Origin of the sequence: Polynucleobacter sp. JS-JIR-II-c23 (assembly GCF_035011225.1) — a bacterium.
Taxonomy (GTDB): domain Bacteria; phylum Pseudomonadota; class Gammaproteobacteria; order Burkholderiales; family Burkholderiaceae; genus Polynucleobacter.
Genome location: NZ_JAYGQT010000001.1, coordinates 1213437 through 1236393, shown reverse-complemented (window position 1 = coordinate 1236393; position 22957 = coordinate 1213437). Strand labels below are relative to the sequence as shown.

Genomic DNA, 22957 nt, shown 5'->3' with positions numbered 1-22957 from the left:
TCAAGCAATATTTGATTCCGGATGTGTGGCTAATGCAATTTAAGCTAACGATTACTCAGCACACCTTGATGGCATGGTTAATTAATTGTTGAGAAGCTAAAAAAGTTCAATAGATTCAGCTAGAAAACTGAACTGTAAAAATTTGCATCAGGCCTATGCTTATTGGGCTTATGAACCGAGATAGTGCCGATAGTGATGAAGCACAGAGGCTCCTCTTTATCTTTAAATAAAAATAATTCCCTCATCTTTTGGCTGTAAAGAGCCTTACCGCTTGATAGTCCTGAGCCAAATCCTAAAGCATTAGCCATTAGCAAAATATTTTGAATTGCACACCCTGCGGAGATGAGTTTTTCTTGCTCGGGAATATTGTCAAGTTCATTGTTCAGCTTAGCGGTTGCCAATAAAAGCAAGGGGCCTCGAAAAGCTTTCTGCTTTGCTTCATCAATTTGAGTTAGCGTTGCGCTTGGGTCTCTTGCTATGAGTGCGTCTGCAAATAAGTCACCTAATAAATTACGACTTTCGGGACTGACTTCATAAAAGTGCCAAGGCGTTACCTTTCCATGGTCGGGAGCGGCTCCAGCCGCATTCAAAATTTCTAATTTCTGGGGTAGGTTAGGGCCTGGTGCAATCAGTCTTTTAGGAGAAACATGCTGGCGACTATGGATCAGCGCATGAGCAAAGCCTCCGAGTGAATCTAAATTATCAGAAGCCAAAATCACTTAGTCCTGGATGGTCATCAGGCCTTCTTCCTAGGGGCCAAAAAAACTTTCGGTCAGATTCTTTAATGGGTAAATCATTGATGCTAGCGAAACGTCTCATCATGAAACCATTTTCATTGAACTCCCAATTCTCATTACCAAAGCTTCGCGACCAGTTACCAGAGTCATCATGACATTCGTAGGCAAAACGAACCGCAATGCGGTTATCTGTAAATGCCCATAATTCCTTAATCAGGCGGTAGTCAAGCTCCTTGGCCCATTTGCGGCGAAGAAACTCTTTGACTTGTTCTCTGCCTTTAGGGAATTCAGCCCGATTTCGCCAAATAGTATCTTCCGTATAAACCAGGGAAACCTTCTCGGGATCTCTTGTATTCCAAGCATCTTCAGCCATTCGAATTTTTTGAATTGCTGTTTCTTTAGTAAAAGGGGGTAGGGGTAGTTTTTGTTCCATAGTACTTTGCGGTTAATCTTTCGGAATAATAAGAATAAACAGGGATTTGCATACAATAGCAAAATTAGTACCACTTTTGGTGCATTCAAAATAAGCCTTTAATGAGATCGCTTTTGAGACATTTTTTTAAAAAGTTAATTACCATTTTTCTTCCGGAAACTACCTCAGTTTCTTGGTTAGAGAGGTTTAGATCGGCTTTAGGAGTTGTGCTGGGCTTGCTCGCAATAATGGGTCTTGGTTTATTGCTTGCAAGTTACGGAAACGCATCACCATGGATTGTCGCCTCGATGGGTGCCACTGCATTTTTATTATTTGTCTTGCCCTCAAGCCCAATGGCGCAACCATGGGCGGTTATAGGGGGTAGTTGCGTTTCTGCTTTGATAGGTGTTGCTTGTACGCAGTTTGTTCACGAATTGCCATTATTAATCCCCCTGTCCGTTGGGCTCGCAATTTTGGCAATGTTTACTTTGCGTTGCTTACACGCGCCTGCTGCAGCTTTGGCCCTTTTGATTCCTTTGGGCGGAATGGTAGACTTTCATTTTGTGCTTTTCCCGGTCTTGGGTAATGCTGTTTTATTGGTTTTGTGCGCAGTTATTTATAACTCCCTAACGGGCAGGCCATATCCGCAACGCCCTAAGGCCGTCTTGGATTCATCTCCACTGCAAAAACGAAATCGTAAGATCGAGGACCAAGAAATTAACGCTGTCTTGGAGAGCTATAACCAAGTACTAGATATCAGTAAGGATGATTTAGCCAATCTGATTTCTCAAGTTGAGCATGGGGCATATCAAAAGAAGTTGCAAGGTATGCTGTGTAAAAATATTATGACCACTGAAGTCTTATATGTTGGCATGGATTCACCTTTGGATCAGGCATGGAATCTTTTACGCAATCGTCATGTTAAAGCGTTACCGGTGATAGATGGCGCACGTAGGGTGCTTGGGATCATTACTTTAGAGGACTTTATTAAAAGTGCGGCGGTTGATTTTCATCAAAGCTTTGGGCAACGCATCAGGGGGTTTATGCGAGCCGCTGTTCCTGGCTTAAATAGCTTACCAAATGCAGTTGGACAGGTAATGAGTAAGCCGGTAAGGGTAATTAGTGAAGATCGAAATATGCTTGACTTGGCTGAGATATTTTGTGGTGATGGTCATCACCATATCCCCGTAATTAATGATAATAAGCAGTTGGTAGGAATGATTACTCAGTCTGACTTTGTAAAAGCTATTGACCAATCCATTGATATCAGATGAAAAATATTTTCAGAAAACTGATTAATTTCTTTCATCAAATTGCACCACCTCAGGACCAATACTCTTGGTTTGATAGGTTGCGAGTATCGATTGGTGTTGGCCTAACTATTTTTGCGATAGCCCTATTGAATCTTCTATGGGGTGATATGACTCAAGATGAGAACATGGTGACGGCAGTTTTTGGAGTCAGCGCTTTATGCATTTTCCTATTTCCCAATAGTAAATTCTTTTCGCCCTTAACTTTAATAGAGGCAAATCTATTAGCTTCCTGCGTAGCCTTCATTTGTGTTTATCTGATGCCATCGATTTCTGTGGGCATTCCATTCGCCGTCATTGGCACGATAGTTGGAATGTATTTACTGGGGTGTATGCATCCGCCAGCGGTTTTCTTAAGTATTTTTATAGTAATGGCTGGAACTAATAGCTATAACTTTGCCTTGCATCCTGTTTTGGCCGACTCTCTTGTGTTGACCTTGGCGAGTTTTTTAAACAAGGCTTTAATAAAGCGTTCGTTAGGCTAAGCTGTGCTACCCCCAAACACTCCAATCCTTGGATTGTGGTGAAGGTTCATTCCACTTCACTGGGTAATGCAGGGCTTTCCCGGGAGTGAGGCGACTCCAGATGGCTGCTACAACCGCAAGAATTGTCACCCCTACCAAAACTACTGCTACGAGATGGCCAAAGCCAGCGTGCGCCTGGATCATGATAAGTGGATTTGCACCAGCTGGCGGATGTACAGTTTGTGTAAGCAACAAGACCGCCAAAGTAATTACCTCCGCAAGCAAGTAAACCCATAAAGCATCATCAAAGAGCTGGTAGCAGACAATACCAATAAGTGCGCTGATGAGGTGCCCGCCAAATAAAGCTCTTGGCTGTGCTGCAGGAGCGCCAGTCAAGCCAAACAGAAATATCGTAGAGCCACCCAGTGATGCAAGCAGTAATGGTGATGCCGGTGGTTTTGTAACAATTAAAGCCAATCCAAGTGCAACCATTGCGCCTAGCGAAACCCATGCCAAACGTTTAACTATTTTGAGCATGACTTAGTGTAATCCAGCCATCGTAGATATTTGAATGGCTTGCCTGAGAATTGAGCTCGGACATTTGACTTGCCCAGATAGAATTTGCTCGGTAACGGATGCCGTTGAAATGGCGTCAATCTCTAAAAACGGTCTGAGATCTTCAAAGCGCTCTTCGGGGGTTGTCATTTCATTCGCATTTGGAAGCAAAAAATGCATTTCTGGCAATCGCTGCAGAGAAGCGGTTGGCTCACCCTCGCTTCCCCTCATCAAAATTGCATTTGCTGAACGAAGTTGAAAAAATTCTCGTAGTTTTTCTGGATATTCTGGGTGGGTGTAGTTAGAAACTTGCCAAGAGCTCTGAAGCGTTGGATTAATCAGTTTTGCCAGCACATGACCAGTATTCCGCAGACCAATTCTTTCTCTGATATCTAATAATTTTTGAAGGGCTGGGGAAATCACATTAAGAGGGCAAAAGATCGGTTGATTCAATGCCAGGAGGGCGCCAAATTCATCTTTGGACTTGAGAATTGGCCAGCCAAGAGACTTAAAAATTTCATGGCTCGTTACCCTGGTTAGATCTTTTTCGACCCCCTGAACAAGCACTGTAAAACCATAACTAGACAGCATGCCAGCAAGAAGTGGCGTTAAGTTTGCTTGCTTTCTAGCCCCGTTATAACTTGGTAAGACTATGGTGGGGCGTGTGCCAAGATTCAGTAAATTCAGATGCGGTTGTAGGGCGTCCATAAAGCCCATGAGCTCAGAGACAGACTCACCCTTGATGCGCATAGCAATACAAAATGCACCCAGCTCTAGATCGCTGACATTGCCATCTAGAATTTGTGTGAAGACTTCTTTTGCCTGATTGCGATCAAGGTCGCCGGCGCCTTTGCTGCCTCGGCCAATGACTTTTAAGAATGATTTGATGCTCATTGAAGGATTATGCCGCTACTTCCACTTTCTTGAGAAAGCTGACAATAATTTGCTTGACTTCGGGTTTGCAGGAACCGCAATTGGTTCCACATTGCGTTTCAGATTGAAGAGAGGTCATGGCGTCTTCGGGGGAGGTTCCTGCTGGCATCTTGCTTAAGCATTGCTTCATTGTGTCTGCAGATACATTAAAGCAATTACAAATTGCCTTACCTTTGGGTTTAATTTCTATAGGGGGTTTGCTAACAGGCATCAACAAAGACCGACCAAGGGTTTTTGCATCTAAGCCGCTTTCTAGGTACTCTCTTAACCAGGTAGTACTTGCTAGGCTTTCAATGGAGCCAGTCAGCATTGCAGATAGAACCTTCTCTTGAGCGCGAACAAGTCGTACTACGCCTCTGCGCTTATCGATATAGCGCATCACGGGCTCTCCAGATTCCTCATCCAACTTAAATTTACGTATTATTTGCTTTAAAGCTTGCGCGGCAAGAGAGTCTGATTCTTCTAGCGGGTCATCGTGGTGGGCGGCCTTGAATGAAATCCCAATGAGGTCACCATCCTGCTCTCTACCAAATAGAACGCATTGGGCGGAATCGAAATGAGGCAAGATGCTGCGCAAACTATTTTGAACAAAAAATACTTCTTCTTTGGAAAATAAGCCGAAAGCCACTAAATGCCAGGGAAGGTTTGCTGGCAAAATCTTGACGGCTGAATGTTTCAGTTCGGGCTGACCGGATACAGGGTCGATCATGTTGCAAGTAAGGCCGTTGACTCCGCGGCCCGGTGTTTTACCAGCAGCGCCTGAAATAAATTCAGAACCCCAGTGCATGGCAATAAAGGCTTGCGAGGAGGCGATATCGTCTGAGACTTTGATTGGGAAGATCTCACTACCTCTGCGACTGGTGACATGAACTAAATCACCATTTTCTAAATTCATCCTGCCAGCATCTTTGGGTGACATCTCCACACAAGGCTCTGGTGCATGTCCATAAAGTGTTCCAATGGTTCCCGTTCTACTCATCCCATGCCATTGATCTCTGAGGCGCCCAGTATTTAAGGCAAATGGGTAGCGAGCATCTACAGATTCTGCGGTTGCTTTATAGGGTGCAGCAATAAAGTGAGCTTTTTTATCTTTGGTAGGAAAAACGCCATTTTCATAAAGACGTTTTTTGCCAAAGAAATCTCCTTTGGGCATAGGCCATTGCTGTGGTCCGCGTTCCTCAAGGATTTTGTAGCTTAAACCAGTAATATCGAGATCGCGACCGGCTGTACTCTCACGATGCTCATTCCAAATATCCTCAGGTCCGGCGTAAGGAAATAGAGTGGATGTTCCTTCTTTTCTATTGCCTGGTAATAGCGCTTCAAGAGCTATTCCAATTTCAAGAGCGATCTGCCAATCATGTTTAGCAGACGCATAAGGATCAATTGCGGGATTTACTTTGGAAATTCTTCGCTCTGAATTTGTAACTGTCCCCACTTTTTCTGCCCAGGTAGTGGCGGGCAACAACACATCTGCATATAGGGTGGTGGCTGTGTGCGCATAAGCTTCCTGCACTACAACAAATTCTGCTTTGCTTAATCCCTCGTGAACTGCATTGAGATCGGGCATCGATTGTGCTGGGTTTGTACAGACGATCCATATGGCTTTTAGTTTTTCAGTACGCAATGCCTCAAACATGGGAATGGCACTAAGACCTGGCTTTTCGGGAACTGAATCCACCCCCCACAGGTTTGCAACTTCTGCACGATGTTCTGGGTTGGCAAGATCACGGTGTGCGGATAGTAGATTGGCTAAACCTCCAACCTCCCGACCACCCATGGCATTGGGTTGTCCAGTCAAAGAGAATGGACCAGCACCAGCTTTCCCTATTTGACCGGTGGCTAAATGTAAGTTAACTAAGGCAGCATTCTTGGCTGTACCTGATGCTGATTGATTTAATCCCTGGCAGTACATCGATAGGGTTGCAGGTGAAGTAGCAAACCATTGCGCCGCTTGGAACAAGTCTTTTTCATTAATACCGCAGATCTGACTTACTGCCTTAGGCGTGAAATCTCTAACCAAATCACGTAGCGCATCAAAATCCGCCGTATATGAGTTGATATAAGACTCATCAATCCATTTCTCCCAGAGCATGATGTAAAGCATCCCGTGATAGAGAGCAACATCAGTACCAGGTTGTATCTGTAGGTAGAGATCAGCTTCTTTGGCGGTATCGGTTTTTCTGGGGTCAACAACAATAACTTTGAGATCCGGATTATTTTTACGGGCATCCTCAAGACGTCTATACAAAATCGGATGAGCAAAAGCGGTATTTGATCCCGTAATAAAAATAGTGGATGCAGAATCAATATCTTCATAGCAACAGGGTGGGGCATCCATCCCCAAGGTTTGCTTGTAGCCAGCTACCGCACTAGACATACATAGGCGTGAGTTGGTATCAATATTGTTAGAGCCAATCAAGCCCTTCATTAACTTATTGAAGATGTAATAGTCTTCGGTCAGTAATTGACCGGACACATAAATGCCAACAGATTCTGAACCATGCTCTTGAATGATGTCGGCAAATTTTTGGGCAACAGTTTGAATTGCCTCGGGCCAAGAAATATCTACCGGCTCTTCACCCCTTGTTTTGCGGATGGCTGGTGAACCCAGTCGAGCCTGTATCTGAAGGCTTGGGTTTGCAGTGAGATGAAGGGTGGAGCCTTTACTGCAGAGTCTGCCAAAGTTTGCAGGATGATCGGGGTCGCCGCGAACCCCGGTTACCTCGATCTTTCCGTTACTTTCTGCGGTTTCAATAATGACGCCACAGCCAACACCGCAATAGCAACAGGTGCTCTTAACTTCAGCCATGAGTAGCTTGCAATTCCTCGCGGCTTAGCCAAACCACACCAGACTCTACTTTGACTGCAAAGGATTTAGCACAGCCTTCATCTGGGGCAACGGCACAGCCGGTGGAGAGATCTATATTCCAGGAATGCAGTGGACAGGTTACGGATTTTCCATGGACAATGCCCTGAGACAGGGGGCCACCTTTATGCGGGCACTTATCCAATACGGCAAATACTTCGTCTTCTGAATTTCTGAAAATAGCTATTTGACCAGCTGGCGCTTCAATAACCCGAGATCCCAGAACAGGAATCTCATCAACCGTTGTGATTTTTTGCCACTGATCAAGTTGGGCGGTATTAGACATTTCCAGCCTCGACAATAGGAATGGTTTTAAATTGACGAACATCTACACCAGCACGTTCAAAGTCTTTCCAAGGATCTGGAGCATCTTTTAGATCAAACAGCAGTCTTTCGTAGAGAGCTTTACGACTTTCAGCATCGTCGACCACCTTCTGCTTAATGTATTCCATGCCAACTCTTGCCAAGTAATGGACAGTTCGATCCAAATACCAGGCTTCTTCGCGGTACAGTTGTAAGAAGGCCCCAGAATATTCACGAACTTCCTCATCAGTTTTAACTTTACAGAGAAATTCCGCCACTTCTGTTTTAATGCCGCCGTTACCACCAATATAAAGTTCCCAGCCAGATTCAACACCAATAATGCCAACATCTTTGATGCCAGCTTCTGCGCAGTTTCGTGGGCAGCCAGACACTGCAAGCTTCACTTTGTGAGGTGCGTACATACCGAAGAGCATTCTCTCTAGATCTACGCCCATTTTCATGGAGGACTGGGTGCCAAAACGACAGTGCTCATCACCAACACATGTTTTCACTGTGCGAATTGATTTGCCATAGGCATGACCTGATGGCATATCCAACTCTTTCCAAACCGCTGGAAGATCATCCTTCTTGATGCCAAGTAAGTCAATTCGTTGGCCGCCAGTTACCTTGACTGTGGGCACTTGGTATTTCTCAGCAACGTCAGCAATTCTGCGTAGTTCAGAAGGAGTAGTTAGACCACCAAACATCCGCGGAATAACTGAGTAGGTGCCATCTTTCTGAATATTGGCATGAGCACGTTCATTAATGAAGCGGGATTGTGGATCATCTTTTGCTTCATGTGGCCATGTGGAGATCAAATAATAATTTAAGGCAGGGCGACAAGTCGCACAACCGTTAGGTGTTCTCCAATTAAGCTCGGCGCGAACTTGCTCTTGAGAAATTAAGTGGCCGGAGCGTATGGCTTGACGAATTTCATCATGAGAAAGATCGGAGCATCCGCAAATCGATTTCTTTCTGGGGGTTGCTGAATAATCTGTGCCAAGAACATTCATCAGCACTTGCTCAACTAGGCCTGTACATGAGCCACAGGAGCTGCTGGCTTTAGTGCATTTCTTCACTTCATCTAGTGTGAATAGACCCTGTTCCCGAATAGCCTTGACAATGGTGCCTTTGGTAACCCCATTGCATCCGCAGATTTCATCTGCATCAGTCATTCCGGCAGCTTTATTGTGGCCTTGATGGCCAACATCGCCAATATTGGATTCACCAAACATCAATGTGTCACGAATTTCTGCAATGCTTTGTTCGTCACGCATGAGCTTGAAATACCAAGTGCTATCTGCTGTATCGCCAAACATGCAGGCACCAATTAAACGATCATCTTTAAGAACTAATTTTTTATACACGCCACCAATAGGATCGGCTAGAGTAATTTCTTCAGTACCTTCGCCTCCCATAAAGTTTCCAGCGGAGAAGAGATCAACACCTGTTACTTTCAGTTTTGTTGATGTTACGGAGCCCTCATAGCGACCGATGCCGTGTTCGGCAAGGTGATTTGCACAAACCTTAGCCTGCTCAAATAAAGGCGCAACTAAACCATAGGCAGTTCCTCGATGGCTTGCGCACTCACCAACTGCATAGACTCTTGGATCAAACGTTTGTAGAGTGTCATTAACAACGATACCTCTTTGGCAATGTAAACCTGCAGATTCGGCTAACGCTGTATTGGGCTTAATACCTGCCGCCATAACAACTAAGTCAGCTGGTATTTCTAATCCACCTTTAAAGCGGATATGGCCGACACGATCGCCAGCAGTATTAGGGGTAATTGCCTCAGTAGAAGTTTTCAGTAAAAACTTAAGACCTTTTTCTTCCAAGGATTTTTGTAGTAAATCAGCCGCTGTTTTATCTAGCTGTCTTTCCATCAACCATTCGGCAAGATGGACCACGGTCACACTCATACCCCTGAGGGCTAGACCATTTGCAGCTTCTAGACCAAGCAGACCGCCGCCAATGACAACCGCATTTTTGTAACGCGTCGCCACATCAATCATCTCATTGGTATCTTTAATATCACGATACGCAATCACGCCAGGTAAATCATTTCCTGGAACGGGCAAGATGAATGGCAAAGAGCCGGTAGCCAGCAATAAGCGATCGTAGCTTTCAACAGTGCCATCATCAGCAATAACAGTGCGCTCTTTGCGATCAATCTTAGTTATGGTTTTTCCAAGATGAAGATGGATACCATTGCTCTTGTACCAATCAAGGTCATTTAGAACAATTTGCTCAAGAGTCTGTTCGCCTGCTAATACCGGGGACAGCAAAATACGGTTGTAGTTGGGATGGGGCTCAGCACCAAAGATGGTGATGTCATAAAGCTCTGGGTCGAGCTTTAATAGTTCCTCGATGGTCCGAACGCCGGCCATCCCATTGCCAATCATGACGAGTTTTTGTTTTTTCATGCTTTGATCTTGAAGCTATCTGCATAAGCAGCAGGGTTGGAGCCATTCCACACAACACCATCAAATAATTTGCTGGAGCGCATATCACTTTTTGGTAATGGGGTTTTTGAAGCCGTAGCCGCATCTTTGTAGATGGCGATATTGTTAACCTTCTTCGCAACTGCCAAGTAATCTGGGTGTTCTTTGAGCAATCCCCAGCGCTTATGTTGGGTCATAAACCACATGCCATCAGACAGGTATGGGAAAGTCGCTAAACCGTCGTTATAAAACTTCATCGCATGCGGGTCATCCCATGTCTTGCCGATACCGTTGTTGTAGCGACCCATCATGCGGTCTTGAATCACGCTGACATCGGTATTGACAAACGAAGGTGCAGACACGACTTCTGCAGTTGCATGTTTGTTAGAGGTTGATGCATCAATATATTTTCCCGCCTCCAAGATTGCAGCTGTCACTGCGCGACAAGTATTGGGATACTTCTTTGCAAAGTCAGAAGTTGTACCCAGCGCCTTCTCTGGATGATCTTGCCAAATAGCTTGTGTAGTAATGGCTGTAAAGCCAATGCCGTCGATGATTGCACGGGCATTCCAGGGTTCACCTACACAATAGCCGTCCATATTTCCGCTACGCATATTCGCCACCATTTGTGGGGGCGGAACAGTGATAATTTTCGCGTCTTTAAATGGATTAATGCCATAGTTCGCTAACCAGTAGTAGAGCCACATAGCGTGTGTACCAGTTGGGAAAGTTTGCGCAAAAGTGTAGTCACGCTTTTCTTTATCCATGACAGCTTTAAGGCTTGCCCCATCAGTAACGCCCTTTTGGTAAAGCGCTTTAGATAAAGTAATTGCTTGGCCGTTATTGTTTAAGGACATCAGGAGTGACATATCTTTTTGTTGTCCACCGATACCCATTTGCAGTCCGTACATCAAGCCATACAGAATGTGCGACATATCATTTTCACCATTGACTAGCTTGTCACGGATTGCAGCCCATGATGCTTCTTTGGTGGGGATGATCTTGACACCGTATTTCTTATCTAGACCAAGATGGTTGGCCATGACAACAGAAGAGCAGTCTGTAAGGGCAATGAAACTGACCTTTACATCCGTTTTCTCAGGGGCATCTGAGCCTGCCGCCCATGCACCCGCTTTAACCATTGGGTCGATTAAGGACAGAATGCTTGCAGAGCCAATACTTTGGATAAGTTTGCGACGCGTAGGATTCGCATCAGCAACAGTGGGGGTAGTAGCTTCTGGTAATAAACCGCTAACGCTTGTTTTTTCTTTCATGCTGAGCTCCTTTAGTCGATAACTAACAATAAAGAAGTTATGAGTCCCGAGATAAGAGTGGTGGCTCAGTATTGGTGCACCAAATCAAAGCATGGGCACTTTTGGTTCACACAGAGAATTTAGGGCTATTGCCGACTGTTACAAATGATGCATGGAACAAATTGCACCAAGAACAGTCAAAGCACCCAAAATAAATGGAGTGATGTCTGGCGTCTACCTCATTGGTGCTGGGCCTGGAGCCTCTGATCTCATTACTGTTCGGGGCTCAAGAATTTTGGCTCAGGCAGACATTGTCTTTTATGACGCACTCATTGATATTTCTATGTTGGAGTGGTGTCCTGGCACTAGGATGGTGCAGGTAGGGAAAAGATGCGGATCACATTCAAGCTCTCAGCACTTCATTAACAAGCAATTGGTGGATGCTGCAGGCAAGTACTCAGTAGTTGTGCGCCTAAAAGGCGGGGATCCGATGATCTTTGGTCGTGCGCAGGAAGAAATTGACGCTCTTGAGAAAGCAAACGTGCGCTATGAGATTGTTCCAGGCATCACTACTGCCTTAGCGGCCTCGGCAGAATTAAAGCAGCCTCCAACTACGAGAGAGTTAAGTAGAACCCTGACGCTGACTACTCTTCCTGGCCGTTGCGCACATGAAGATCATAAAACCGCTATTTACTATATGGCGCGTGATCAGCTATCTGAGGTTGCGACAACATTGATTGCTCAGGGCTACACGGTAGATACGCCTGTTTGCTTGATGGAATCGGTTAGCCTGCCAACGCAACGCAGTTTCGCCTGCACATTAGATGAACTGCGCTTTGGTGATGTTCATCATCATTTTTTAGATAAGCAACCTGTTGTGGTGATGGTCGGAGAGGTTTATAGAAAAAAACTGCATACGCTTATCCCATTAATCGAGTCACAAAATCATTTCAACGCATTGCAAGCGGCATCTTAATTACTTACTAGGAGCTATAAATGAATTCATATCGTCCTTTTGATCCAGATAGACCTCTGTTTAGCAACCGCTGCAGCTGTGGACATCATGCATCTGAGTTAGATCATGCAAACTCGCTTTCAGCAATGATGGATGCCGAGCAGCAAAGCGCAGATTTTGTTGAGGCCAGCTTAGTTAAGGCTCTTTTTCCTCAAGAAGATCGTAGACGCGCGTTTTTAAAGGCTGTTGGAGTAGGTGGAGCAATGAGCGCTCTCTCAGGCTTCTTGCCAGTAGGGTCCTTGCAGGCAATGGCGCAAGAAAAAGCGCCATTAGAAAAACCAGACCTAAAAATTGGCTTTATCGCAATTACTTGTGCGACTCCACTCATCATGGCTGACCCACTAGGTTTTTATAAAAAACAAGGCCTGAACGTTACGCTTAATAAGACCGCAGGTTGGGCTTTAATTCGTGACAAGATGCTCAATAAAGAGCATGATGCCTCACACTTTTTATCACCAATGCCGATCTCAATGTCAATGGGCTTGGGTTCTGATCCTTCTCAGATGCGTGTGGCCACAATTCAGAACGTGAATGGTCAGGCTATTACGTTAGCTAACAAGCATAAAGATAATCGTGATCCGAAAAACTGGAAAGGCATGAAGTTTGCTGTTCCATTTGAATACTCAATGCATAACTTCTTGCTGCGTTATTACGTAGCTCAAGCTGGCTTAGATCCAGATAAAGACATTCAGATTCGCGTTACACCTCCACCAGAGATGGTGGCTAACTTACGTGCTGGCAATATTGATGGTTTTTTAGGGCCTGATCCATTTAACCAGCGCGCAGTGTATGACGAGGTCGGATTTATACACATCCTGACTAAGCAGATTTGGGATGGTCACCCTTGCTGTGCTTTTGGAACCTCAGAAGAATTTATCCGTAAGAATCCAAACACCTTTGCAGCCCTCTATCGTGCAGTCTTAAATGCTTCGACGATGGCGCGTGATCCTGCGAATAGACCTTTAATTGCTAAAGTAATTTCTACGCCAAATTACCTTAACCAGCCCGAGACAGTTGTAATGCAGGTTCTCACTGGTAAGTTTGCAGATGGTCTAGGCAATGTGCAAAACGTACCAGATCGCATCGACTTCAACCCAATTCCTTGGTACTCCATGGCAACCTGGATGTTGACCCAAATGCAGCGCTGGGGCTATGTCAAAGGCGATGTGAATTACAAGGACATCTCTGAAAAAGTATTCTTGTTGACCGACGCTAAAAAGTATATGGGTGAGACTGGCATTGCAGTTCCACCATTAGCTAAAGTGGGATACAAAAAAGACAAGATTATGGGTAAAGAGTTTGACCCTAGTCAGCCAGCAGCCTATTTGAAATCTTTTCAAACTAATAAAGCATGAACGTAAGGTAAATGAATGAAAACAGTATCAATTAAGGTTAAAGGCGCAATTCTATCGGTTGTGATTTTACTCATGTGCTTATTTATCTGGCATATGGCTACAACACAAAAAGTTACACCGCCGCCTGGGGTATCAACTGGCTCTAGTGAGTACAACAGCCTCATGGGTCAGGGCGGTAGTGAGCCTGTTCAAAAAACTGGGTTTCCAACCTTAACGCAGATGGGGGAGACTATCTATAAGCAGTTGTCACACCCTTTTTATGACAATGGTCCGAACGATAAGGGAATTGGTATTCAACTGGCCTATTCTTTGGCGCGTGTTGCCTTAGGATTCTTGTTGGCGATGATAGTAGCTATTCCGTTTGGATTCTGGATCGGCATGTCACCATTGGCTTACGAGGCATTTAATCCATTCATTCAAATTCTGAAGCCGATTTCGCCATTGGCTTGGATGCCTATCGCGCTCTACACCATCAAAGACTCTGCTATTTCTGGAATCTTTGTGATCTTTATTTGTTCCGTATGGCCAATGCTCCTCAACACAGCATTTGGAGTTGCTAATGTACGTAAAGAATTATTAAACGTTGCCAAGACATTGGAAGTCTCTCCTTTACGTAAGGCATTCTTAGTCATTCTTCCTGCTGCTGCACCAACCATTTTGACTGGTATGCGCATATCCATGGGTATTGCCTGGTTAGTGATCGTTGCTGCTGAGATGCTTGTTGGTGGTACCGGAATTGGTTACTTCTTATGGAATGAGTGGAATAACCTATCGCTCTCCAGTGTTATTTTTGCAATTCTTTTAATTGGTATTGTTGGAATGTTGCTAGATACAGCATTTGGCAAGTTACAAAAGGCGGTTTCGTATGCAGATTGAAAATACATTCCTCAAAGTTTCAAACCTCAGCAAGTCGTATAAAGCTGACGCACCTCCAGTATTTGAAGGAATAGATTTTGAAATCGAAAAAGGAGAGTTTGTTTGTATCATCGGCCATTCCGGATGTGGCAAAACTACTATTTTGAATGTGCTTGCTGGTCTTGAAGAAGCAACTGGCGGCGATGCCATCATGCTTGGTAAGCGTATTCAGGGCCCTGGTTTAGAGCGTGGAGTTGTATTCCAAGGGCATGCATTAATGCCGTGGATGACAGTACTGCAGAATGTGGCTTTTGCAGTGAAGTCAAAGTATCCCGATTGGTCAAAAGAGCAGATTACTGAGCATTCCAAAAAGTATCTAGCAATGGTCGGCTTGGTAAATGCTGAAAATAAAAAACCATCTGAATTATCTGGCGGTATGAAGCAAAGGGTTGGTATTGCAAGAGCCTTTGCAATTGAGCCAAAAATGCTACTACTTGATGAACCATTCGGAGCCTTGGATGCGTTAACTCGTGGGGTTATTCAGGATGAGCTACTCAAAATTTGCAAAGAAACAAATCAAACTGTATTTATGATCACCCATGATGTTGATGAGGCAATCTTGCTTTCTGACAAAATTATGCTGATGAGCAATGGCCCTAATGCACGTATCGCTGAAATCGTTGTCAACACTTTGCCTAAAGGAAGAAAGCGGGCCAATTTACATCATGATGCTATGTATTACCCAATGCGAAACCATTTAGTAGATTTTCTAGTCAATCGATCAAAGGATCTGCAGGTAAAAGGAGCTAAGGGTGAGTTGGATGGATACAAGCCTGTAATAGTGCTTCCAGGTGTTGATGCGGTTGTTGCTTGATACACTAAAACTTAAAACTAGGAGAAAAAAATGGATCGTTCAGTAGTTACACAAAAAATTATCGAAGCCAAAGTTCGCAATGGCATGAAGTGGAGTGATATCGCAAAAGCAATAGGCGAATCAAAGGAGTGGGTTACTGCAGGCTGTTTAGGTCAAATGACCTTTACTAAGGTGCAGGCTGAAGCCGCTGGTAAGTTATTTGATTTGACTGATGAAGAGATGGCTTGGTTGCAAATTGTTCCTTATAAAGGATCTTTGCCAACCGCCGTTCCAACAGACCCATTGATCTATCGTTGGTATGAGATTGTGAGTGTTTATGGCACTACTATTAAAGAGTTAATCCATGAAGAGTTTGGCGATGGCATTATGAGTGCAATCGATTTCTCAATGGATATCCAGCGCGAGCCTGATCCAAAGGGCGATCGTGTTCAAGTAGTGCTATCAGGTAAGTACCTTTCTTACAAGACTTACTAAAAATAGAAGCGCCCCTGAGAACCACCTTCGGGTGGTTTTTTATTGGAGTATTCTTAGCGACAACTTACTTAAAAATAGAGATTAAATATGTCAGACATCATAGATTTTAAGGCGCTAGTCAGTCATATTGGCGAGGCCGTGATCATTTCTGATCGAGATGAAAATATTTTGTTTTGGAATGCATCTGCTGAGCGCATATTTGGGTATAGCCCAGACGAGGCCTTGGGAAAAGCACTCAGCATCATTACGCCTGAGCGTTTTAGAGAGCGGCACTCTAAAGGGTATTTTCACACTATTCAGACAGGTGTAACAAAGTATGGAAATACTTTGTTAAGAGTTCCTGCGATGCATAAGGATGGGCGTTCTATCTCCATTGCTTTTTCAGTAAGCATGCTTTTTGATGATAAAAAACAACCCATTGCCATAGCTGCGATTGTCCGAGATGAAACTGAACGTTTTCAAGAAGAGCGTAATTTGAAGGCCAAACTGGCAGCATATGAGAGAAGCGAGTAAGACCCCAATGCTAAGGTTGCTATAAATCTGCTTAGATTTAGCTCTTTTGTTTCTCCTTCGCCATTGCTTATGCCCATAATGGGCTCACCATCCCGCTTACCAGTGAAACATGGATTTTAGTAAGTTTGAATGGATTACTCGGGAGTGGAGTCTACCTTCTAAGCCATATGGGGAAGGGGTTTAATGGACATTGGTAGACTTGAGAGGAGGGTCAAAATCTAGATCTCGTCTCCGCCAATTAAATAGGTATTGCAAGGCGCTGTGGCAACCCATAAACCTTGTTACCAAAGGCGTTACCAAAAACCACCTTCGGGTGGTTTTTTCTTTATACAAAGCGATCCTTAGATATTTGTTTGTCATTGAGTTTTAAATGGTTGCCGCTATCATGAGCTAACAATTGCCCAATAGGGTTCAAATAATCTAGGTGCTCATGACTACATCGCCACAAAGCCAAATCCAGAGCTCTAAAAATGTAGGCTTATATTCAGCTATTGCAATGAGTCTTAGCGGCATGATGGGCTCTGGCTTATTTACTGTCTTGGGGTATGCCAACCTCACTGCTAAATCTCATATCCCAATTGCTTTTTTACTTGCAGGGATTGCAGTACTTTTTACTGTGTACTCCTGCGCTAAATTAAGTGCCACATTTCCAGTGGCTGGTGGTCCTGCAGGTTATATAGTCTCAACTTATGGAAATGGCTTCATTGCCGGGTGGATGAACATCTTTCTCTATCTGGGATTTTTAATATCCACTTCGCTCTATGCATCGGGCTTTACCGAATTCATTGTGGTGCTGACAGGAAACATGTTTACCAGCTTTGAACTCAAGTTGATTGGTGGGGCATTAGTATTTATATTTGCTTTAGTAAACCTTCTAGGCGCAAGTATTGTGGGGCTTGCAGGTCTTGTTGCGATTGGGTTGGTATTGATTTCATTGCTTGCCTATAGCGCTGTGGGCATATCTCATCTAGATGCGGCGACACTTGATTTTGGTGTGGGCCCTATTGAGGGTATCGCTATCGCTACTGGCATGCTGTATATTAATTACCAAGGTTTTGCAGTGGTGAGTAGTGCAGCGGATTCGATGGCTGAACCTAAGAAAACAATTCCAAAGGCAATGTATATAGCAGTCTTATTCGTAATCGCTCTTTATGTATTGGTGAGCTTTATTACGATTCAAGTAACGCCGGTTGACATTATTAAATCTAATCCAAGCAATGTGATAGGTGCCGCAGCAAATCTCTTAATGGGTAAAGCGGGTTTTATTGGTATCGGATTAATTGCTTTACTTTCCTGTGCTGCTGCAGTCAATGCCACAATTTTTACAGCTACCAAAGTCCTTGGGGTTGTGGTCACGGAACATGCTAATGCTGCCTGGCTAACAAGAGCGCTCGGACGGGGACAGATGAGGCGCCTGCTAGTTTCGGCTGCTATCGTGATTGTCTTGGTATTGGGCTTTCCGCTAGAGATCGTCGGAAAAATGGCCAGCATGGCTTTTTTACTCTTATTTGGTGTGATCACCTATGGCCACATTCGTATTTGTGGCCAAACAGGTGCCAATGCCATAGTTCTCTGGTTTGGACTGGTCATTAACCTAGCGCTATTTATCTTTCTGGTGCTGAACGGAATTCAATCCAACCCAGCGGGTGTTATTGTTCTTGTAATTGCCTTGGCGGCAACCGGTTTGATTCAATATAGATATCAATGTATTCCAAAACTTGGGAGGCAGTAATGGTTGCTGATTCAGATAACAATAACCCAGGCGTAGATAACAATAAGCCTCAGAATCCATCACGCCGTAATCTCCTCACAACAGGAGCAGCAGCAGTCGGAGCAACTTTGTTACCTGTTGGAATGCAAACCGCTCATGCTCAGTCCTATCCAGATAAGCCGCAACCCATTGCGCCTAATAGCCCGCCAGCGGGTTACAACATTCTTTTTGTATTGGTTGATCAAGAGCATTTCTTTCCCAAGTGGCCTATACCCGTTCCTGCACGTGAAGCCATTAAGAAGAAAGCCATCACGTTCACCAATCACCAAGCAGCTTCGATGCAGTGCTCATCTGCACGCTCAGTGATATACACGGGCTTGCACATTCAGCATTCAGGTATTTTTGATAATCTCAATTTCTTATGGCAGCCTGATCTATCTCACAATGTCAAAACCATTGGCCATCGCTTATCTGAATTAGGCTATCACGCCGCATATCAAGGTAAGTGGCATCTCTCAGCCAATATGGATGTCGTTAAAAAAGCATATGACGCGCCAATGGATACTTATCGGAAGATTATTAAATCCTATGGATTTGACGACTTCTTGGGTGTTGGAGATATTGTTGACCAACAGCAGGGCGGCTATACCTTTGATAAGTTAACTCTTTCATCTGCCATTGGTTGGTTACGTAATGAAGGTCAGCAACTCCGGGCTAAAAAACAACCTTGGTATTTAGCAGTCAATATTGTTAACCCACATGATGTGACCTATGTGAATTCTGATTTGCCTGGCAAGCAAGTGCAGGGCGCTAAACATGCCATGACGATATTGCCGCCACCAACTACTGATTTGTATAAGGCTACCTGGGACAACTATCCTCTCCCTGAAAGTCGTCACCAAGCGCTCGATGCACCTGGCAGACCAAAAGCGCACAAACTCTATCAAGAGATTTGGGATTTACTCATGGGGGTATGGCCAAATGAAGATCGTCGCTGGAGGCTCTTACTAGACTATTACTTCAATTGCATGCGTGACAGCGATGAAAATGTTGCTGCTGTAATGCAAGGTCTTAAAGATGGCGGCATGGAAGATAACACCATCGTCATCTTTACTGCTGACCATGGAGAGTTGGGCGGAACCCATCAAATGCGCGGTAAAGGTACAACAGCTTACAAAGAGCAGAACCATATACCTTTGATGATTATTCATCCAGCCTATCCAGGCGGCAAAGAGTGTCAGGCCATTACTTCACAAATTGACTTGGCAACAACGATATTGGCAATGACGGGTAAAGATCCTCAAAGTATCCAAAAGGCTTCAGAGGGGCTGAAGGGTAAAGATTTAACTCCGTTATTTAAAGAACCTGAAAAAGCTCAAGTAGATTCGGCAAGACCGGCTTCATTGTTTAACTTCAATATGTTGATGTTTACAAGCTGGTTCTGGGCAGAAAACACCTACTCATGGTTAATGTCTGGAAAATATGACAATAAACAAGCCATTAAGATCTTGAAACAGCACGAACCGAACTTTGCCAATCGAGTGGGTATTCGTAGTGTGTTTGATGGCCGTTACCGTTTCTCAAGATATTTCTCGCCACTGTTTTTTAATACACCAACAACGATGGAAGAAATGTTGGCTAAAAACGATTTGGAGCTGTTTGATCTACAAAACGACCCGAATGAGATGAATAATCTAGCCATGGACCCCAAAAAGAATGGTGATTTGATCATGGCCATGAACAAAGTCATGAACGAGCGAATCGCTCAAGAGGTTGGGGTGGATGACGGAAGCTTCTTGCCAATTCGCAATGGCAGGTGGTATTTCCCGAAAGCTAATCAAAGATAGAAATTTATCTAATTTATAGTGCGTATAAATAAAGGGGCCCTAAGCCCCTTTATTGATCTCTACTGCAGTGATTATGCGATCAGTTAAATCCGTTGACCGCCTGCATATAGCCTTGGATATATTGTGGTGGCACAAACAGTTCAGTCTTCATTCCATTCTTGGCAGATAAGGTGATGATGAAACCTTTTTTCATCTTGTCTTTGAGGAATGCCTCAGGCAGTTGAATAGATACAACTTCCCTGAAGATACAACCTCTATCACCACAAGCACCAGCTTCTCTACCAACCACTTTAAATGTCGTAGCAGGGGTGTTCTCTAGCATTGCGGAATCGTAATAACGCCATTGTGAGAAATAAGTTAATTGAGTGTTGAGCTCATAAGTCTTGACGCCTTGCTTAGGCTGCTCAGCTCTGAGGCTAAACATCTCATAAGTATTGGCTTCATCCATCGTGTTGATAGGAGGGCCTTGATAGGTTTTCCCGCCGGTTGCTGGATTGGGTGTGATGATGGTCGAGTGATAGACATCATTCACTTCCCAACCACTAATTTTTTTATCATTCATATTGCAGGCAACTAGACCAGCGCTGATTGCTAGCAATAAAACTACTCGATAGATGTTGCGATGCATATAAAGCTCCTAGAGAATCATCAAATCATACTATCCCTTGGGATCGGGTCTCGAATTCTGGGGCTTAGACATATTTCCCGGTCAGACCACCATCAACCACCAGCTCAGTGCCTGTAATGTAGGCAGCAGCATCTGAGACCAAAAAGGCGCAAGCGTTTGCTACGTCCCAGGCTGTGCCAGAGCGTCCCATAGGTACCTGCTTATCACGTGCGGCACGAGCTTCATCAAGACCGTTTTCAGAGAACATCTTTGCTACGGTATGGGCAATACGTGGAGTATCTATTAGGCCTGGCACTACTGTATTGGCCCGAATTCCTTTATCCGCATATTGTTGAGCAATCATCCTAATAAATTGGGTATTAGCAGCCTTGGTAACGCTGTAGGCTAAATGTGGGTAGCCTAAGTAGCGCATACCGGCCACAGAGGAAATGGCAATGATATTGCCGGTACCGCGCGACACCATTTCAGGTAAGACTTCTTGAGCTGCTAGCAATAAGCTCCGCACATTAACTTTATGAATGCGATCAAAATCTTCAGCACTGGTTTCCATTGGTCCGCCAACTTTGCCAATGCCCACGTTGTGGTGCAGAACATCAATAGGACCAAATTGTTTACGTGCTTCGTCAAAGAGTCTTGTTACATCAAGTTCTTCAGAAACATCGCCAACAAATGTCTGGGCGATACCGCCTTCATCCAAAATGATCTGGGTTGTTTCTTCTGCAGATGCTTGATCGCGATCGACCACGCAAACCTTTGCGCCTAATCGGGCGTAGGTCACACACGAGGCTCTACCGATGCTCCAACCTGGCCCAGCAGATCCACCGCCAGAAACAAAGACCACCCGATTAGTGAGATCAGTTGGTAAACCAGGAGGATGTTTACTTTCCATTTATTGGGTCAGTCCCACTGTCATGCCGCCACAAACATAAACAATCTGACCAGTAGTAAAGCCGGCGCGATGATCCAGTAGTGAAGCAGCAATATGGGCAACTTCGTCTGGTTGGCCAATACGACCTAGCGGGACGCTATCCAAGATATGTTGTGTAGCAGGTGCGCCAGGAGGATTCGCACTCTGAAAGAGCTCTGTAGCAATAGGGCCTGGCCCAATAGCATTCACCGTGATGCCATCGCTAGCCAGCTCTAAAGCCAATGTGCGAGTCAAGCCTAGCAATCCTGCTTTCGAGGTTGCATAGGAAATTCGCTCTTCTTTGCCCAAAGCTGCGCGACTAGCGATATTCACAATACGACCAAAATGAGCGGCTTTCATGGCGGGGAGTACGGCTTGAACGCAAATAATGGCAGCGGCGACATTGACGCTCATTACAGCCTGAAGATCTGCAATCGTAGTTTTCTCTATAGTGGCAGGGCGAACGATACCTGCGTTATTCACTAAGCGAGTAATCAAATGACTGGAAGTCGCATCTGCCAATGCATCACGCAATACTTTTTCATCTGAAACATCTACTTTGACAAAAATTTCATGCTCAGTAATTTTTGCAGGCGCTTCTTTATCAAAATTAATCACATGCATACCATCGGCAATCAGGCGTTCTGATATTGCGCGCCCAATGCCGCGGCTAGCACCTGTAACTAATACACATTCTCTAGAGCCCATCATTAGCCAATCTTGTTGGCGCCATCCACAAACGGAATGGCATGTTCAATGGTGTCCCAAATAAAGCGACCGGATGGGCTTTGTTGTTCCTCAACAATATGGGCCACTAAGCCAGCCGAACGGGATATAACGGCAAAGCCACGCATTACAGCAGTAGGTATGCCAATCTCACCAAGCAGGGCGGCAACGGCACCAGTCGCATTAATCGTAATAGGACGACCAGCCACTTCATCCACTGCCTTGGATAAAGTTTCTAGCGCACGAATGTGATTGCCTTTAAGTTCTTTCTCAGCGCGGCCCATGTCTAATAGTTTGTAAGCACGTGGATCTACGGGCTTATGTAAGTGATGACCAAAGCCAGGAACGGCACCTTTAATGCTCTTGTAATGTTGCGCAATCAAAAGGGCTTCAGCATATTGGTCTTTAGAGGCAATAATCCGATCTAGCAAGGCAGAGCAATTTTCCATTGTGCCAATAAAGGAGCTGCCTACAGCAAGTAAGCCAGCAGATACTGCGCCCTGAAGGTTCTCTGGGGCACTCATATAGATCAAGCGTGTGGCAATCGCACTAGGCGTTAGCCCATGCTCCATCAGCACAATGAGCACCACATCAGTAATGCGGATATCGACACCACGAGGCTCTCTACCGAGGATCTGCATCAACATCACTTCGGTAAATGTTTTCTTGCCCATTAAATCTTCTACCAAATCTGCATCGCGATAATGCAGGCTAGTCAGGGTGTGGGTGCATAAGCCAGTGATAGGAGTTTTTTTGTCAGTCATAGTCTATAAGT

Annotated in this window: 22 protein-coding genes; 10 read left to right on the top strand and 12 right to left on the bottom strand. The window is 44.7% G+C overall.

Going from position 1 to position 22957, the window contains the following annotated elements; genetic code table 11:
* Nucleotides 1-119 precede the first annotated feature (119 nt).
* Together VC159_RS06275 and VC159_RS06270 are read right to left on the bottom strand one after the other, a co-directional pair.
* The gene (locus VC159_RS06275) at nucleotides 120-713 is read right to left on the bottom strand and encodes a nitroreductase (protein WP_215360109.1); all 594 of its coding nucleotides are present in this window, start codon (nucleotides 711-713) and stop codon (nucleotides 120-122) included.
* On the bottom strand, nucleotides 703-1170 hold the full coding sequence (locus tag VC159_RS06270; RefSeq protein ID WP_215360111.1) for a DUF1348 family protein: 468 nt from the start codon (nucleotides 1168-1170) through the stop codon (nucleotides 703-705). Before VC159_RS06270 ends, VC159_RS06275 begins: the two co-directional genes overlap by 11 nt.
* A 215-nt stretch (nucleotides 1171-1385) precedes the next feature.
* Between VC159_RS06270 and VC159_RS06265 the strand changes: the two genes are divergently transcribed.
* A complete protein-coding gene (locus VC159_RS06265) occupies nucleotides 1386-2423 on the top strand; it encodes an HPP family protein (RefSeq protein ID WP_215360113.1) in 1038 nt (345 codons plus the stop codon).
* The gene (locus VC159_RS06260) at nucleotides 2420-2944 is read left to right on the top strand and encodes an HPP family protein (RefSeq protein WP_071467211.1); all 525 of its coding nucleotides are present in this window, start codon (nucleotides 2420-2422) and stop codon (nucleotides 2942-2944) included. The genes VC159_RS06265 and VC159_RS06260 overlap by 4 nt, the downstream gene beginning before the upstream one ends.
* Nucleotides 2945-2950: 6 nt before the next feature.
* Here the strand turns inward: VC159_RS06260 and VC159_RS06255 are convergent, their stop codons facing one another.
* Genes VC159_RS06255 through VC159_RS06230 form a run of 6 tightly spaced genes read right to left on the bottom strand, consistent with a single transcriptional unit; the run spans nucleotide 2951 to nucleotide 11298 of the window.
* Nucleotides 2951-3460 (bottom strand): HPP family protein, encoded by a 510-nt coding sequence (locus VC159_RS06255; RefSeq protein WP_071467212.1) that lies wholly within the window; start codon nucleotides 3458-3460, stop codon nucleotides 2951-2953.
* A gap of 3 nt (nucleotides 3461-3463) precedes the next feature.
* A complete protein-coding gene (ybiB, locus tag VC159_RS06250; protein WP_215360115.1) occupies nucleotides 3464-4372 on the bottom strand; it encodes a DNA-binding protein YbiB in 909 nt (302 codons plus the stop codon).
* Nucleotides 4373-4379: 7 nt separating this feature from the next.
* Nucleotides 4380-7220 (bottom strand): nitrate reductase, encoded by a 2841-nt coding sequence (locus VC159_RS06245; RefSeq protein WP_215360116.1) that lies wholly within the window; start codon nucleotides 7218-7220, stop codon nucleotides 4380-4382.
* Nucleotides 7213-7563, bottom strand: a complete 351-nt coding sequence (gene nirD / locus VC159_RS06240; protein ID WP_011902842.1) for a nitrite reductase small subunit NirD — start codon at nucleotides 7561-7563, stop codon at nucleotides 7213-7215. The genes VC159_RS06245 and nirD overlap by 8 nt, the downstream gene beginning before the upstream one ends.
* The gene (gene nirB / locus VC159_RS06235) at nucleotides 7556-10006 is read right to left on the bottom strand and encodes a nitrite reductase large subunit NirB (RefSeq protein ID WP_071467215.1); all 2451 of its coding nucleotides are present in this window, start codon (nucleotides 10004-10006) and stop codon (nucleotides 7556-7558) included. The genes nirD and nirB overlap by 8 nt, the downstream gene beginning before the upstream one ends.
* On the bottom strand, nucleotides 10003-11298 hold the full coding sequence (locus VC159_RS06230; RefSeq protein WP_071467216.1) for a CmpA/NrtA family ABC transporter substrate-binding protein: 1296 nt from the start codon (nucleotides 11296-11298) through the stop codon (nucleotides 10003-10005). The genes nirB and VC159_RS06230 overlap by 4 nt, the downstream gene beginning before the upstream one ends.
* 151 nt (nucleotides 11299-11449) lie before the next feature.
* Here VC159_RS06230 and cobA point away from each other — a divergent pair, with 151 nt between their 5' ends.
* The 8 genes from cobA (at nucleotide 11450) to VC159_RS06190 (ending at nucleotide 19921) form a co-directional block, all read left to right on the top strand.
* Nucleotides 11450-12253, top strand: a complete 804-nt coding sequence (gene cobA, locus VC159_RS06225) for a uroporphyrinogen-III C-methyltransferase (protein ID WP_251367329.1) — start codon at nucleotides 11450-11452, stop codon at nucleotides 12251-12253.
* A gap of 20 nt (nucleotides 12254-12273) precedes the next feature.
* Nucleotides 12274-13647 (top strand): CmpA/NrtA family ABC transporter substrate-binding protein, encoded by a 1374-nt coding sequence (locus VC159_RS06220; protein ID WP_215360118.1) that lies wholly within the window; start codon nucleotides 12274-12276, stop codon nucleotides 13645-13647.
* Nucleotides 13648-13662: 15 nt separating this feature from the next.
* A complete protein-coding gene (gene ntrB, locus VC159_RS06215) occupies nucleotides 13663-14523 on the top strand; it encodes a nitrate ABC transporter permease (protein ID WP_071465701.1) in 861 nt (286 codons plus the stop codon).
* Nucleotides 14513-15376 carry an ABC transporter ATP-binding protein gene (locus VC159_RS06210; protein WP_215345032.1) on the top strand — a complete coding sequence of 288 codons (864 nt, stop codon included), beginning with the start codon at nucleotides 14513-14515 and terminating at the stop codon, nucleotides 15374-15376. Before ntrB ends, VC159_RS06210 begins: the two co-directional genes overlap by 11 nt.
* 30 nt (nucleotides 15377-15406) lie before the next feature.
* Nucleotides 15407-15850 (top strand): cyanase, encoded by a 444-nt coding sequence (gene cynS, locus VC159_RS06205; RefSeq protein WP_011902835.1) that lies wholly within the window; start codon nucleotides 15407-15409, stop codon nucleotides 15848-15850.
* Between the two features lie 87 nt (nucleotides 15851-15937).
* Complete coding sequence (locus tag VC159_RS06200) at nucleotides 15938-16363, top strand: PAS domain-containing protein (RefSeq protein ID WP_215363586.1); 426 nt, start codon at nucleotides 15938-15940, stop codon at nucleotides 16361-16363.
* A gap of 430 nt (nucleotides 16364-16793) precedes the next feature.
* Nucleotides 16794-18095, top strand: coding sequence for an APC family permease (locus VC159_RS06195; protein WP_215360120.1), 1302 nt, complete (start codon nucleotides 16794-16796; stop codon nucleotides 18093-18095).
* Nucleotides 18068-19921 (top strand): sulfatase-like hydrolase/transferase, encoded by a 1854-nt coding sequence (locus VC159_RS06190; RefSeq protein ID WP_323473095.1) that lies wholly within the window; start codon nucleotides 18068-18070, stop codon nucleotides 19919-19921. The genes VC159_RS06195 and VC159_RS06190 overlap by 28 nt, the downstream gene beginning before the upstream one ends.
* Nucleotides 19922-20000: 79 nt before the next feature.
* On the opposite strand, the gene VC159_RS06185 is transcribed toward VC159_RS06190, so the two are convergent.
* From VC159_RS06185 to VC159_RS06170, 4 genes are all read right to left on the bottom strand, one after another.
* A complete protein-coding gene (locus VC159_RS06185) occupies nucleotides 20001-20549 on the bottom strand; it encodes a hypothetical protein (RefSeq protein WP_323473094.1) in 549 nt (182 codons plus the stop codon).
* A 64-nt stretch (nucleotides 20550-20613) separates the two neighbouring features.
* Nucleotides 20614-21438, bottom strand: a complete 825-nt coding sequence (locus VC159_RS06180) for an SDR family NAD(P)-dependent oxidoreductase (protein WP_215360126.1) — start codon at nucleotides 21436-21438, stop codon at nucleotides 20614-20616.
* The gene (locus VC159_RS06175) at nucleotides 21439-22164 is read right to left on the bottom strand and encodes an SDR family oxidoreductase (protein ID WP_371743891.1); all 726 of its coding nucleotides are present in this window, start codon (nucleotides 22162-22164) and stop codon (nucleotides 21439-21441) included.
* Between the two features lie 2 nt (nucleotides 22165-22166).
* Nucleotides 22167-22946: a citryl-CoA lyase gene (locus VC159_RS06170; RefSeq protein ID WP_215360130.1), complete on the bottom strand. Its 780-nt coding sequence runs from the start codon at nucleotides 22944-22946 to the stop codon at nucleotides 22167-22169.
* Nucleotides 22947-22957: the final 11 nt, after the last annotated feature.

Bases quoted from the DNA above. Each gene is read 5' to 3' on its own strand.
- VC159_RS06175 (WP_371743891.1), bottom strand. From the start codon at position 22,164: ATGGGCTCTAGAGAATGTGTATTAGTTACAGGTGCTAGCCGCGGCATT.
- ntrB (WP_071465701.1), top strand. From the start codon at position 13,663: ATGAAAACAGTATCAATTAAGGTTAAAGGCGCAATTCTATCGGTTGTG.
- ybiB (WP_215360115.1), bottom strand. From the start codon at position 4,372: ATGAGCATCAAATCATTCTTAAAAGTCATTGGCCGAGGCAGCAAAGGC.
- VC159_RS06220 (WP_215360118.1), top strand. From the start codon at position 12,274: ATGAATTCATATCGTCCTTTTGATCCAGATAGACCTCTGTTTAGCAAC.
- VC159_RS06195 (WP_215360120.1), top strand. From the start codon at position 16,794: ATGACTACATCGCCACAAAGCCAAATCCAGAGCTCTAAAAATGTAGGC.
- cobA (WP_251367329.1), top strand. From the start codon at position 11,450: ATGGAACAAATTGCACCAAGAACAGTCAAAGCACCCAAAATAAATGGA.
- VC159_RS06185 (WP_323473094.1), bottom strand. From the start codon at position 20,549: ATGCATCGCAACATCTATCGAGTAGTTTTATTGCTAGCAATCAGCGCT.
- nirB (WP_071467215.1), bottom strand. From the start codon at position 10,006: ATGAAAAAACAAAAACTCGTCATGATTGGCAATGGGATGGCCGGCGTT.
- VC159_RS06170 (WP_215360130.1), bottom strand. From the start codon at position 22,946: ATGACTGACAAAAAAACTCCTATCACTGGCTTATGCACCCACACCCTG.
- VC159_RS06180 (WP_215360126.1), bottom strand. From the start codon at position 21,438: ATGGAAAGTAAACATCCTCCTGGTTTACCAACTGATCTCACTAATCGG.
- VC159_RS06190 (WP_323473095.1), top strand. From the start codon at position 18,068: ATGTATTCCAAAACTTGGGAGGCAGTAATGGTTGCTGATTCAGATAAC.
- VC159_RS06255 (WP_071467212.1), bottom strand. From the start codon at position 3,460: ATGCTCAAAATAGTTAAACGTTTGGCATGGGTTTCGCTAGGCGCAATG.
- VC159_RS06245 (WP_215360116.1), bottom strand. From the start codon at position 7,220: ATGGCTGAAGTTAAGAGCACCTGTTGCTATTGCGGTGTTGGCTGTGGC.
- VC159_RS06200 (WP_215363586.1), top strand. From the start codon at position 15,938: ATGTCAGACATCATAGATTTTAAGGCGCTAGTCAGTCATATTGGCGAG.
- nirD (WP_011902842.1), bottom strand. From the start codon at position 7,563: ATGTCTAATACCGCCCAACTTGATCAGTGGCAAAAAATCACAACGGTT.
- VC159_RS06210 (WP_215345032.1), top strand. From the start codon at position 14,513: ATGCAGATTGAAAATACATTCCTCAAAGTTTCAAACCTCAGCAAGTCG.
- VC159_RS06260 (WP_071467211.1), top strand. From the start codon at position 2,420: ATGAAAAATATTTTCAGAAAACTGATTAATTTCTTTCATCAAATTGCA.
- VC159_RS06270 (WP_215360111.1), bottom strand. From the start codon at position 1,170: ATGGAACAAAAACTACCCCTACCCCCTTTTACTAAAGAAACAGCAATT.
- cynS (WP_011902835.1), top strand. From the start codon at position 15,407: ATGGATCGTTCAGTAGTTACACAAAAAATTATCGAAGCCAAAGTTCGC.
- VC159_RS06230 (WP_071467216.1), bottom strand. From the start codon at position 11,298: ATGAAAGAAAAAACAAGCGTTAGCGGTTTATTACCAGAAGCTACTACC.